Source organism: Thermosinus carboxydivorans Nor1, assembly GCF_000169155.1.
Lineage (GTDB): Bacteria > Bacillota > Negativicutes > Sporomusales > Thermosinaceae > Thermosinus > Thermosinus carboxydivorans.
Genome location: NZ_AAWL01000029.1, coordinates 16965 through 29658 on the forward strand (window position 1 = coordinate 16965; position 12694 = coordinate 29658).

Annotated in this window: 11 protein-coding genes and 1 pseudogene; all 12 read right to left on the reverse strand. The window is 50.7% G+C overall.

All coding sequences use genetic code 11. From position 1 onward, the window contains the following. A complete protein-coding gene (locus TCARDRAFT_RS13180) occupies nucleotides 1-1968 on the reverse strand; it encodes a bifunctional 4-hydroxy-3-methylbut-2-enyl diphosphate reductase/30S ribosomal protein S1 (protein ID WP_007290465.1) in 1968 nt (655 codons plus the stop codon). 134 nt (nucleotides 1969-2102) lie between these two features. Further along, on the reverse strand, nucleotides 2103-3947 hold the full coding sequence (locus tag TCARDRAFT_RS13185) for a carbon starvation CstA family protein (RefSeq protein WP_007290466.1): 1845 nt from the start codon (nucleotides 3945-3947) through the stop codon (nucleotides 2103-2105). Between the two features lie 196 nt (nucleotides 3948-4143). Further along, nucleotides 4144-4344, reverse strand: coding sequence for a LytTR family DNA-binding domain-containing protein (locus tag TCARDRAFT_RS16455; protein WP_083795441.1), 201 nt, complete (start codon nucleotides 4342-4344; stop codon nucleotides 4144-4146). Next, nucleotides 4278-4925 carry a LytR/AlgR family response regulator transcription factor gene (locus tag TCARDRAFT_RS13190; protein ID WP_007290468.1) on the reverse strand — a complete coding sequence of 216 codons (648 nt, stop codon included), beginning with the start codon at nucleotides 4923-4925 and terminating at the stop codon, nucleotides 4278-4280. Before TCARDRAFT_RS13190 ends, TCARDRAFT_RS16455 begins: the two co-directional genes overlap by 67 nt. Further along, nucleotides 4922-6616 carry a sensor histidine kinase gene (locus TCARDRAFT_RS13195; RefSeq protein WP_007290469.1) on the reverse strand — a complete coding sequence of 565 codons (1695 nt, stop codon included), beginning with the start codon at nucleotides 6614-6616 and terminating at the stop codon, nucleotides 4922-4924. The genes TCARDRAFT_RS13190 and TCARDRAFT_RS13195 overlap by 4 nt, the downstream gene beginning before the upstream one ends. Nucleotides 6617-6621: 5 nt before the next feature. Beyond that, nucleotides 6622-7212 carry a lysophospholipid acyltransferase family protein gene (locus tag TCARDRAFT_RS13200; protein ID WP_007290470.1) on the reverse strand — a complete coding sequence of 197 codons (591 nt, stop codon included), beginning with the start codon at nucleotides 7210-7212 and terminating at the stop codon, nucleotides 6622-6624. After that, the gene (cmk, locus tag TCARDRAFT_RS13205) at nucleotides 7205-7882 is read right to left on the reverse strand and encodes a (d)CMP kinase (protein ID WP_007290471.1); all 678 of its coding nucleotides are present in this window, start codon (nucleotides 7880-7882) and stop codon (nucleotides 7205-7207) included. Before cmk ends, TCARDRAFT_RS13200 begins: the two co-directional genes overlap by 8 nt. A gap of 42 nt (nucleotides 7883-7924) precedes the next feature. Then, nucleotides 7925-8936, reverse strand: a pseudogene (aroF, locus tag TCARDRAFT_RS13210) (3-deoxy-7-phosphoheptulonate synthase). An 85-nt stretch (nucleotides 8937-9021) separates the two neighbouring features. After that, nucleotides 9022-9543, reverse strand: a complete 522-nt coding sequence (locus tag TCARDRAFT_RS13215) for a hypothetical protein (protein WP_007290473.1) — start codon at nucleotides 9541-9543, stop codon at nucleotides 9022-9024. A 144-nt stretch (nucleotides 9544-9687) separates the two neighbouring features. After that, a complete protein-coding gene (locus tag TCARDRAFT_RS13220; RefSeq protein WP_007290474.1) occupies nucleotides 9688-10413 on the reverse strand; it encodes a pseudouridine synthase in 726 nt (241 codons plus the stop codon). A 27-nt stretch (nucleotides 10414-10440) separates the two neighbouring features. Beyond that, nucleotides 10441-11418, reverse strand: a complete 978-nt coding sequence (locus TCARDRAFT_RS13225; protein ID WP_007290475.1) for a hypothetical protein — start codon at nucleotides 11416-11418, stop codon at nucleotides 10441-10443. Between the two features lie 11 nt (nucleotides 11419-11429). Further along, nucleotides 11430-12694 (reverse strand): FAD-dependent oxidoreductase (locus tag TCARDRAFT_RS13230; RefSeq protein ID WP_007290476.1); only part of this gene is annotated, 1265 nt, incomplete at its 5' end.

Sequence of the window (12694 nt, forward strand, 5' to 3'; positions counted from 1 at the left end):
TTATCCCTTGCGGCCAAAAAGGTGGCCGAATTTTTCGCCAATTGTCACACCGAGCGTATTCGACTCCTGGCTAAGAAACCGCTGATAATCAGCCCGCTCGGCATCCTGTTGAGCCTGGGCAATGCTCAGAGAAATGCGTTTGTTTTCCTTATCAATGCCCAGAATTTTTACCGTTACCGTCTGACCGACCTCTACGACCTCCTGGGCACTGGCAACCCGACGGTCGGCTAGTTCGGAAAGATGAACAAGCCCTTCAACCCCGGGCTTTACTTCCACAAAGGCGCCAAACTTGGCGAGTTTCGTCACTTTGCCGGCAACCGTCATACCCTCACGCAGTCCTTCCACAACATCATACCAAGGGTCACGCTGCACCCGCTTGAGACTAAGGGAAATGCGTTTGGCTTTAGGGTCGACTTTTTGGACGAAAACTTGAACCTCGTCGCCTATATTTACTACTTCCGTCGGGTTCTTTACCCGGTGCCATGACAAATCAGATATATGAATAAGGCCGTCGACACCGCCTAAATCGACAAAGACGCCAAAATCGGCGATGCGGCTTACCGTTCCGGTTACTATCTGTCCTTCCGCTAACCTGGAAAACAGTTCCTCAGCCCGCCGCTGCTGTTCCTGTTCCAAAACTTTCCGGCGTGACAGCACGATCTTTTGTTTGGCCTGGTCAATTTCGATGGGCAACAATTCTAAGGTTTGGCCCACATAAGGGGTTAAATCCGCTACATGCTGCACGGCCACCTGCGATGCCGGTACAAATCCGCGGACACCGTATAAAGATACTGCAAGGCCGCCTTTAACAACCGCCGTTACTTTACCTGTAACCGTCTCATTCGCTTGCGCTGCCGCCTGTAGTTTCTCCCAGGCAACAATATTATCTGCTTTAACTTTCGAAAGCTTAACCGGACCGTCATCGCCCTCAGGCGCCAACACATAAACATCGATTTCATCGCCTTCGCTAACAACGTCAGACGCATTTTCCGGCACGGGATAGGCGAGCTCGGTCAAGGGAATTACCCCCTCGCCTTTATGCCCGATATCAACAAAGACCTCGTCTTTACGAACGCCGACGACCCTGCCTTTTAAAATAACGCCCGGTTCAAGCGGCTTCATATCTTGATCCAACAGTTGGTCAAATTCTTGCATTTTTGAATATACCTCCTCTATAATCCAATCTGGTGTCGACGCGCCGGCCGTAATTCCTACCGTTTGCACGCCGGTAAACCAGTCTATTTTCAATTCCTGCGCCGTTTCCACATGGTACGTCGGACAACCTTGAAGACGGCAGAGTTCTGCGAGTCGAGAAGTATTGGCGCTATTTTTTCCCCCGACCACGACCATGACGTCAACCTTGCGGGCCAGCTTGATCGCCGCCTGTTGTCGCTGGTCAGTAGCAGTACAAATGGTGCGGCTGACCTCAATTTCCCGACATTTTGTCTTAAGAATATCAACAATGGTATTGAATTGGTCACTGGCAAAAGTAGTCTGCGCCACCACACCAAGTTGTTCATGATAAGGAAGGTTTTGCGCATCTGCCGGGGTTTCCACCACCGTCACCCTCTCGCCGGCCCAAGCGACAATACTCTTAACTTCGGGATGATTGGGCTCGCCGACCACCGCTACATAGTACCCCTTTTCCGCTAGTTGCCGAGCCGCCTGTTGCGCCTTCCTAACATGCGGACAGGTAGCGTCCACGACTTCCAGGCTGCGAGCCCTAGCCTGATCATATACCTCGGGGCCCACGCCATGAGAACGGATAATTACCCGGCCGGCAGGAATTTGCTCCAGGGTATTTGCCATGACCACTCCTTGCTCAGACAATCGCTGTACTAACTGCGGATTATGAATAATCGGTCCAAGCGTATAGACGGGTCCCTGTCCAATACAGGCATAAGCTGTCTCAATTGCCCGTTTCACGCCGTAACAAAAACCACGGTATTCTGCCAAAATGATTTTCATGTTTACCCCCATGCGCTTCTTTTATGTTGCTATTCGCTGATATTCTCTAGAATTCCTTTATTTGCCGCATTTTAAAAGCCCAAAATAATAAAAATGAGGAAGAGGGCAAGCCCCCCTTCCTCATTAGCTTTGGGTTAGCTCGGAATATTGGGTTTGATCGGGCCGTCGATACGGCAGACAGGCTGTACCTCCACGTTCATGCCTTCCGGTTTTTCCGTCTTAAGCAGTCTACTCCAAGTACGGAAAGAGTCGAGCAGTGTAATGACAACCAGGGCGATGAGGACAATGCTTACTGTACCATTGATATTGCCGAGCGTATCGCCGCGTTTATAGAACATACCGACATTCATAACGCCGGCGGAAATTACGGTAACGGACAGAAAAGCCAGCGGTGCAGTCGTTACCCAATGATAAGATTTCTTGGGAGCAACTTTCAGGATTACGGTAGTGCCAAGAGCAAGAGCGACAACCGCCAGAAGCTGGTTGGCTACACCAAAGAGCGGCCAGATGCTGGCTACGTCCCCGCTATACACTAAATAGCCCCACGCATAGGTTACAACAGCGCTGGTAAACAGGATGCCGGGCCACCAGTTGGTCTGCTTCAGCGGCGCATACAGATAGGTGCCGATGATATCCTGGAGAATATACCTGGCGACGCGGGTACCGGCGTCAATCGTAGTTAAGATGAAGAGAGCTTCAAACATAATCGCAAACTGATACCAGTAGCTCATCAAATGCTTCATGCCACCGATACTGGAGAAGATATGCGCCATGCCCACTGCAAGCGAGACAGCGCCGCCGGGCCGGTGTGCTACATCCATGTTGACAAGCTGCGACAATTGCTTGAGCTCAACTATCGGCATATTTAGTTTGGCAAATACGGCGGCCGGCGTATTGATGGCGAAATAGTCGCCAGGCATAAGTACGACAGCGGAAATAAGGGCCATAGTGGCCACAAAGCCTTCGGTAAGCATGCCGCCATAGGCAATTAAGCGGGCTTGCGTTTCCAGTTCCAGCATTTTCGGGGTAGTACCGGAACTGATCAGTGAATGAAAGCCAGAAATGGCGCCGCAAGCGATGGTAATGAAAACATACGGCCAAACGGGCCCAGGAATAATCGGTCCGCCGCCATCGACGAAGCGGGTAGTCATCGGCATATTGACAGTGGGCTGTACAATCAGGATGCCCAAGGCCAAGGCCACAACCGTACCGATTTTCATATAAGAGCTGAGGTAGTCGCGCGGCGCCAAGAGCAGCCAGACCGGCAGGACGGCGGCAATGAACCCGTACAGCGGCAGAGCGATGGATAGCTGCTGCTTGGTGAGAGTGAAGACTTCCGCCCAGGCAGAACCGGGAATATAGTGGCCGGTAAACACTGCCAACAATACTAAGATAAAGCCGACAAGCGAACCGGAACGAATGGAGCCAGGACAGATTTTGAACATGTACAGACCGACGACAATAGCAATCGGGATCGTCATGAACAATGTATATACGCCCCACGGATTTTTAAAGAGAGCGTTGACGACAACGATCGCCAAACCTGCCAGAGCTACGATGATAATAAACAAAATGGATAAAGAAGTGGTTATACCCGTGATGGGACCGACTTCACGACGGGCGATAACCGCCAGCGATTGTCCGCCATGACGAACGGAAGCAAAAAGAATGATAAAGTCATGAACGGCGCCGGCAAAAACCGAACCAAGCAAAATCCACATAAAACCGGGTCCCCACCCGTACTGGGCAGCCAAAACAGGGCCGACAAGCGGACCGGCGCCAGCTATGGCGGCAAAGTGATGCCCAAACAAAACCCATTTGTTGGTGGGGACAAATTCCCTGCCGTCGTTGCAGCGATATGCCGGCGTTACATAGTTGTCATTAAGGGCCAACACTTTGGCGGCAATAAATGCCGAATAATAGCGATAGGCCAGAAAATACACGCATACGGCAACAACAAGCAAATTAATTGAATTCATACTTCTCCTCCCTTTTAGCTGATAGCTGTCTTGGCAATTACTTATTCCAGTGCGGCTCTCACCACCTTTCATGACAATTCCAAATATTTATCTCAGTATAACGCACAAATAAATAGTCAGGCAATAGATTTTAAGTAAAATGCCGAAAAATCGCAATAAACTGCATCATTTTCCTAGTGAACCGCAATATCCATTATCATATATCAAAAAGTTTCCGCAATTTAGGTGCCTGTTGACGGCTAACAGGGATTTCAGTATGGGTTAGTCCGTCCACAACAAGGTTATAAGTGCCGTTAAACCAGGGAATAATCTCGCGAATTTTTTCGATGTTCACCAGATAAGCACGATGACTGCGGAAAAACTGCTGTTCCTCAAGTTTTGCCTGCAGTTCCTGCAGCGTGAGATTGCATGTATAGCCTTCTCACGCGTATGAATGACTACCTGACCATCATTACAGCAGGCCATGATAATATCGTCAACATTCAGGATAATCATTTTGCCGTTGTACTCTACAGCCAAGCGCTGTTTGGTACAGAGTGCATATTCTGTCTCTTTGCGGGAGTGGGCAGGGGTTTGTACAGCCATCGTCATTCTCGTCACGAGCAACCCTCGAACACGATTGATACATTTTTCCAGCCGCTCTTGTGAAAATGGTTTGAGCAGATAGTCAGTCGCATTAACGTCAAAGGCTTTTACGGCAAATTCTTCGTGCGCGGTGGCAAAAACCAGAAACGGCGAAATTCCGGCCTCGATAATTCTACTTGCCAAATCTATACCGTTCATCCCCGGCATTTCGATATCCAAAAAAAGTAGGTGAGGTTGAGTACGGGTTATTGCCCGTAACGCCTGTTTACCACTTTCTGCCTCGGCGACAACTACTATGTCAGAAAAACGTTCCAACAGGTAACGAATCTCATTGCGGGCTGGCTCCTCATCGTCGACAATCATGACCCGTATAGGCCTGTTTCCTTCGTTCACACCGCCACCCCCCTGCTAATGGGAACATGCAACTTGACAGTAGTGCCTTTGCCTTCACGGCTATTTATTTTTAGTGCGTACTGAGGTCCATATATTGTTTTAAGCCGTTCATTGACATTGCTCAGGCCAATCCCGTTTCCTTTGCCGAAACCGCATACCAGAATATGTTCCTGAATTGAGGACGGAATTCCCTGCCCATCGTCGCTAATAGTGATATGGACATCGCTTCCCTGGCAATGAGCCGAAATTCTGATCGTTCCCCCCTCTTCCTTAGCAAGGAGCCCATGTTTCACGCCATTTTCTACTAAGGGCTGCAGAGTAAAAGCAGGCAGTAGGATATTGAGCGCTGCCGCATCAATATCCTTAACGACCGTCAGTCGCCGTCCAAACCTTGCCTTTTCTAAAGCCAGGTAAGAATCCACATGCTCCAGTTCTTCCCGCAACGTAACGAAATCCCGCGCCGATTTTAAACTGCGCCGGAAAAAATCGCTCAGCTCAATAAGAAGATTGCGTGCCTGCTCCGGGTTAGTGCGGCAAAGGGAAACAATTGTGTTTAAAGCATTGAAAAGGAAGTGGGGATTTATTTGCGCACGCAGCGCCTTGAGTTCGGCTTTGGCCGCCAATTCCGCTTTTTGTTGCAAATTGGCCAATTCTAGCTGGGTACTAAGGATTTGACCCAACCCTTGGGCAAATTCCAGATCCAGCGCCGTCATCGCCTCTTCAAGGGCATAGTACATTTTCAGTGTGCCGACAATCTCGTCCCGGCAATACAGCGGAACGACGACTGCCGATTTTAGCGGACAGTTGGGATGGATACACCCGATTTCGCTCGACCGCTGGGCTACTGTCACTTGTCCGCTCTCTAAGCAAGACTTTGTAGCGGCGGTCAATAGCGGTCGGCCGTTAGTATGGTGGTCACTACCAAGACCAACATGAGCCAGTACCTTTTCCCGGTTAGTGATAGCTACAGCAGCAGCCGACGTCATATTGAGAATGGTTGCGGCCACTTTTTCCGCCGAAAGGTCGCTCAGACCCTGGCGGAAATAAGGCAAAGCGGCGTTAGCAATCCGCAGCGCCTTATTAGTTTGAAGAGCGCCAATTTTAGTCTGGTGTTCACGAGCATTATGTATGATAATCATGAAAACGGCAATGCCAAGGGCATTAGCCAAGCACATCGGCACCGTGACTTGCATGACAAGGGATCGCGCGGCTGCCGCCGGTTTGGAAAACAATAGGATAAGGGCCATGCTAAAAAGAATAACGGCAACGCCGATGAGCACCCCCGTGATCCATTCGGTGGTTTTGGGGCGCGTTTTGCTATGGACATAACCGGCAAAGATACCGCCAATAATGGTTGCTAACCCGCAGGGGACGGCAGTAAATCCCCCCAGCGAAATTCGATGCAAGCCGCTAATTAGCCCCGTAGCCGTACCGACCAGCGGTCCGCCCAGCAGTCCGGCTACGATGCTGCCGGTATCGCGTACATTGGCAATAGCCCCTTCAATAGGAATCCCAAAGTATGTCCCGGCGATCGATACGGTAGAAAAAAACAAAATAAGAATGCATTTTTCCCGCGGGGTAGTGTTTTCGGTAAACATCAGCCGAAAGGCGTTGGTCTGGGAGAAAATATAGGCAACGACGGCAATGATGGCAATGCGCTGTGACAAGACCATTGATAAGCTGTCAGTCATGGCAGTCACTCCTCTGCCAGCAAATTGCTAATTTCCTCCATTATTGACGTAGTAAGGCGATCGACATCCTCTTTATCGGCCCGGCCTTTTGCCACCTGCAGCGGCTTGCCGAACCGCACCTCAAACCGGGGCAGCCATTGTCCTTGCCGCAACACTTTATTCGTGCCCACAACAGCGCAAGGCACAATAGGAGCGCCTGTTTTGAGAGCAAGCATCGCTACTCCCGGCTCGGCGGCGCCCAGTTTACCCGTCCGGCTCCTGGTTCCTTCCGGGAAAACGCCAAGTACACCGCCTGCTTCCAGTATGGCTACTGCCGTGCGTATAGCGGTGCGGTCAGCAGCGCCGCGGCGCACCGGAAAAGCGCCAAGTTTGGCAATTATCCAGTTAAACACCGGGATCGCAAACAGCTCTTCCTTCGCCATAAAAGAGATCCGGCGATCCATGGCGCAGCCAATCACGGGCGGATCCCACAGGCTAACATGGTTGGCGGCAATAATAACACCGCCTTCCCTGGGAATATTCGCTGTTCCCGTCACCTTCCACCGAAAAACGAGGCGAAAAAACAACCTCAGCAGCCAACGCAAAAAACTATACAAATTTTCTCCGCTCCTCGCACAATTTCAAAATTTCCTGTACGACCCCTTCAATGCTAAGTCCAGTAGTATCAATCAGTACCGCGTCCGGCGCTTTGATCAGCGGCGCCGTTTCCCGTTCGCAGTCCATCCGGTCGCGGCAAGCAATTTCTTCTTTTAGCTCTTCGAGATCAATAGCAATGCCTTTGCTAGTGAGCTCCTGCCACCGCCTTTTGGCCCGTTCTTCAATCGACGCCGTGAGAAAAACCTTGATGTCAGCATTAGGTAAAACCTGTGTGCCAATATCCCGGCCATCCATAACTACTCCCCCCCGCGCCGCCATTTGCCGCTGCAACTTAAGCATAGCCTGGCGCACGGCGGGAATTAGGGCCACATGCGACACCATCCGCGAAACCTCCGGCATTCGGATAGCCTCGGAGACATCTTCCCCGTTAAGATACACCCGCGTTTTTCCCTTCTCATACGCAAGCGTGATCTCACTTTCCCGGGCCAGACGGCTGACGGCCTCAACGTCACAAACAGAAATATTCTTTCGCAGAACAAATAGTGTTACTGCCCGGTACATAGCTCCGGTATCAATATAAGTATATTCAAGACGCTCGGCCACAATCTGCGCGACGGTACTCTTGCCCGCTCCTGCCGGGCCATCAATGGCAATAACTAATTTCCGCATATGTTCCTCCAGTGTTTGATTGGTATGTCGCTATGTTGGCCGCTAAATATTTCGTCCTACTGCTTGGGCAATGTCGGCCACTTCCTGCATAAGCTGGCTAAAATTTGCCGGCGTAAGCGACTGGGGGCCATCAGATAAAGCTTCTTCCGGCCAGGGGTGCACTTCAATCAGTAGTCCATCTGGCCCCCGCCGCAACAGCGGCTTTAGCCATCGGCCCAACAAGACGCCACTTTCCTGTTCCATGGCTCGGATCAACAATAATAGGGAGATGGCTTAAATGTTTAATCAGCGGTACGACACTCAAATCCAGGGTATTACGGGTGTAGGTCTCAAAACTGCGAATGCCCCGTTCACAGAGAACCACTGCTTCATTGCCCCCGGCGATAATATATTCGGCGGCCATAAGCCATTCCTCTACCGTTGCTGAAACGCCCCGTTTTAACAATACCGGCTTCTTTACCTGGGCCACTTCTTTAAGCAGGGCGAAGTTTTGCATATTGCGGGCGCCAATTTGTAGCATGTCTGCATAGTTAGCTACCAGTTCTACCGTCCTGGTATCCGTCACTTCCGTAATAACCGGCAAGCCTGTTTCGCGCCCCACGGCATGGAGAATTTCCAACCCTTCCTGTTCAAGTCCCTGAAAACTATATGGTGAAGTGCGTGGTTTGTAAGCTCCGCCGCGTAACATCCGGGCGCCCGCTTGCTTTACAGCAGTAGCGGTCTGGCGAAGCTGCTCATAGCTCTCCACCGCGCAAGGGCCGGCAATCACGGGAATTTCTTTTGCGCCAAAAATCGTATCCTTAACTGTCACTTGCGTGTCTTCCCGCCGAAATTCGCGACTGGCTAATTTAAAAGGTGTTGAAATAACGATCACCTTTTCAACCCCTGGCATGCGTTCGAATAATTCTGCATTTTCAGCGGGAGCGTGGCCTGTAACGGCAATAATGGTTTTCCCGCCGCTTTTTAGCTGATAAGCTTCCATTCCCCTTTGCGCAAGTTTAGCCATGACCCGATCAATTTGCATATCGGTAGGTATGTTCATCATGATAATCATTGTTTCATTGTCCTCCGAGACTTGTATAGATATATTCCTGTCGGAACGCTAAATTCCTCCATCCTAAAGATCAAACACGCACAGATTAAGGTTTAAATTTTACTTTACCGACCGGCAAGTATGTGCGAACACCTTCTAATACGATGCCATCTATAGGAGAAATGAGGTCGCTGCTCGGAACATTGACAACAAACCGTACTTGTTCATTTACTTCGCTAACATCAATCTCCACATAATCGCCTTCATAGACCGTGACTTTAACATCACCGCGCCGAAAATCCCCTACCCGCTCCCCGTTCACGATAACAAAAGCACCATCAACCGTGGCTGGTTTTAGCATGCGAATCACTAATACTTTACTCTCCCGTAAAGAACGAATACGATCAGTAACCACCGATTTTTCGGCCACCATCAACGGATCAGCGGCATAAAGGGGTATTTGACCGGAAATAGTTTCACCCTCGTAGCGATCAACCCGCGACAATAATAAACGGGGACCTTCTTTTAACATCAGCGCCTGCACCAGGACGAGCAAGAAAAGACAAACCACGGCCAACCGGACAAGGTAAGGCTCCCATCGCCAAAGCCTCTGACCGTCGTTTCTCACAAACAGCACTCCTTGTTTCTATATTTTGCCTATATTATAGACAAGTCACCCATCCTTATTCTGCCGTCTTTCCGGCCGAAGCGGCTTGTTCAAAGGTTTTGGCGCAAAAATCCCCTTATTCTGCAAGAATAAGGGGAAAACTGTCTATCCTTGCGCCAATTTTTTCAGCGACGCGACTTCGTCGGGAGTTAAACGCCGATACTCTCCTCTTTTCAGACCTGTCAAAGTGAGGAAAGCGTACTTGGTGCGCTTAAGGCTTTTAACCGGATGACCAATGGCTTCAAACATCCGCCTTACCTGGCGATTGCGTCCTTCATGAATGGTGATTTCTACCACCGCCACTTGTTTCACCGGATCAAAATCCAACAAGCGGACAGCAGCCGGGGATGTCATGCCGTCGGAGAGCTTAATGCCCGCCCGCAGCCGGTCAAGCTGCTCCTCATTGGGCAAGCCGGCAATCTTGGAGACATATGTCTTTTTAATTTCGTGGCTAGGATGAGTAAGGGCGTGCGTAAGATCCCCGTCGTTAGTCAATAGCAGTAACCCCTCGGTATTGTAGTCCAGCCGCCCTACCGGATATACCCGTTCAGGAACATCCTTGAGAAGATCAATAACTGTTTTGCGGCCGCGCGGGTCCTTAAGGCTGGTAATAACGCCTTTGGGTTTATTGAGAAGGATGTAGACGGGCGCCTCGGCGGCAATCGGCTTACCGTCAACGGTAACACGGTCGCGGGGCCAGTCTACTTTTGCGCCTAGTTCGGTAATTATCTTACCATTTACGGCTACGCGGCCGTCGAGGATGAGTTTTTCCGCGGCGCGCCGGGAGGCAATACCGGCCTGACTGAGGATTTTTTGCAATCGTTCGGGCATAATTACTCCTGTTAGTTTTATTTTAATTTAATCGTGAACAAGATCGCTAAAATCAGTCTGCACTTTGCATGTCTTGATTATCCGTCCGCTGCGGGTTTCCTTGGCACAACTGCCGCAAATCCCTTCACCACAGCACATTGTAGCGTTATTCGTCGCTGCCATAGGGATATTAACGCCCGTACTCTGCATAGCGGCTATAACGCCGTAGTGTTGTTCGTCCGGGCCAGTGCTGACAATCAAATCGGGGCGTTGAGCCGGATTGGCCAGTAAACTGCGCACAAACGGCAGACCAACTTGCCTGAGCGATGGTACAATCTGCACTTCTATGCCCATCGCCAATAATTCCTCACCAATAAAAACTTTACCCGTCTTACCGGGAGCGATAACGGCAGTAACAGCGTTGCCGCCCTGAACTAGTTTACGAGCCACTGGCACGGCTGGTGGTTGTCCCATACCACCGGCTATTAATAATATTTTACCACTTTTTAGATTGTCAATCCATGGTTGACCGAAAAGACCGTTAAAATAAGGTCCTCTCACGAAAATCCGCCCGGTTTTACTACCGACTAGTCGCGCCGACTTCGGTCCGACGGTTTCAACTACGACCTGCACCTGCCGGTCGGAAATCTTCATGACGCCGACGGGAAAGTGAAAAAAAGGTGGATCTTCCGGGAGGCGCAGGAATACAAACGAACCGGTGTGGTCCAATTGCCGTGCAAGTTCATCCGTCACGCCGAATTCAAGGAGGTATGTATTTTCGGCCACCGGTTCTTTCCGCAAGAGGTTGGTTTCCATCTCGATGCGCACAAGCGCTTCTTCGCCCCGCCAGCGCTGTTTTGGCGATTGCCAACGTTTTTCGTAAAGAATACAGATTCCTGTCCAATTACAGTCACACACTTCCTTGCCTTGGAGATGACTGCAAAAAACGCAATGGTTTGTCTCGGCCAACAGACACGGACAATAGTCCGAATTGATATCGATACACCGAGCGGCCAATTTATTCATACTTTCCCTCCTTACACCAGACAACGATTATAAACATCCGCTAGACCGGCTTTAGCTACTCGCGCGGCGATTTCTGCCCGATTTACGGAGTATAAGTTAAGCTCTTTCATCCGTTCGAAATAAACAGAACCGGAAAAAGTGTAGCGCATTTTCATGCCGCCCGGCTGGTGCATACGCTCATGCAAAAAGGCGATAAAATCACCGGTAGCCAATTCGCGCGGCAGCTCCAGGTATTGCATATCGAGACAATAGCGGACCGCATTATGGCCGGCAAGTAGACCTGTAACAATTGCTTCCGTATGGCCGACCAGGATACCTGACTTTTCCCCACCGCAAAAAAGGTTGTCAACGCCAGCTACCTTAAGCGAATTATCACAAGGGGCGATCCCTAAATACCGCACCGAGTTGCCGATGCCGCCAGCGTATGGATCCTCGTAACGAGCCGCCTCTAGGCCGGGGATGGTCCTGAGATCTTCAATCGGAAAAAACGACGTCATTAGTTTGGCGTGGCCGGTGTCGAGCAAAACTAGGTTTGCCGCATAATCGGCAATAGCGTACTGACTGCAAGCTTTTTTGCCCAAACTGCCGTTCTTGACCAATCCTGGCGGTACCGGCAGTACGGCTACTCCTTCGCGGTTAAGCCGGTCACGCAATTCTTGACTCAGTGAATCCTTATTTATCTTGCACGACCCGCTAAGGGCGCCGAACGAACCGTCCGCTTTCTGGCCCATGAGTTCCTTCACATCGGCTTTGGCCGTTACACTTACGCGCGGGCCGAAAGAGGGACAACGCAGAATACACATGGCGCACCCATTGCCGTACTTTATACAGTTGCCCATCGGCCCAGCCGAACCGGTTGCATCCACAAAAACATCACCTTTAATAATTTCGCCGTTATCGAGCGTTACGGCCTGAAGTTTCTTGCCGCATTTAACCACATCGGTCACGCGGCTTTTGGTCCGCACCTCAATACCGTAGTTTTGCAAAACTTTTTTCACCAAAGGTTCCATGGTGGTAACATCGTACAGCGAGGCATGGTTATGGCTGGGAAAAGCCACCCCTTTGTGCCTGGTATTCGCATCCATCGCTATGAAAAGGTCGCCGCCCCCCATGGCAATCGTCTCTTCGGCAGCGGTATAGCGCCCGTTATTGCGAAAAATGCCGCCTACAAGTCCGGTGCCTAATAAGAGGTCGGTTCGTTCCAACAGCAAGACCTGCGCACCCGCCTTTGCGGCTGCCCAGAGCAGCGGCGCTCCCCGCCCATCCAACCACCGAC

Bases quoted from the DNA above. Each gene is read 5' to 3' on its own strand.
- TCARDRAFT_RS13180 (WP_007290465.1), bottom strand. From the start codon at position 1,968: ATGAAAATCATTTTGGCAGAATACCGTGGTTTTTGTTACGGCGTGAAA.
- TCARDRAFT_RS13185 (WP_007290466.1), bottom strand. From the start codon at position 3,947: ATGAATTCAATTAATTTGCTTGTTGTTGCCGTATGCGTGTATTTTCTG.
- TCARDRAFT_RS13195 (WP_007290469.1), bottom strand. From the start codon at position 6,616: ATGACTGACAGCTTATCAATGGTCTTGTCACAGCGCATTGCCATCATT.
- cmk (WP_007290471.1), bottom strand. From the start codon at position 7,882: ATGCGGAAATTAGTTATTGCCATTGATGGCCCGGCAGGAGCGGGCAAG.
- TCARDRAFT_RS13220 (WP_007290474.1), bottom strand. From the start codon at position 10,413: ATGCCCGAACGATTGCAAAAAATCCTCAGTCAGGCCGGTATTGCCTCC.
- TCARDRAFT_RS13225 (WP_007290475.1), bottom strand. From the start codon at position 11,418: ATGAATAAATTGGCCGCTCGGTGTATCGATATCAATTCGGACTATTGT.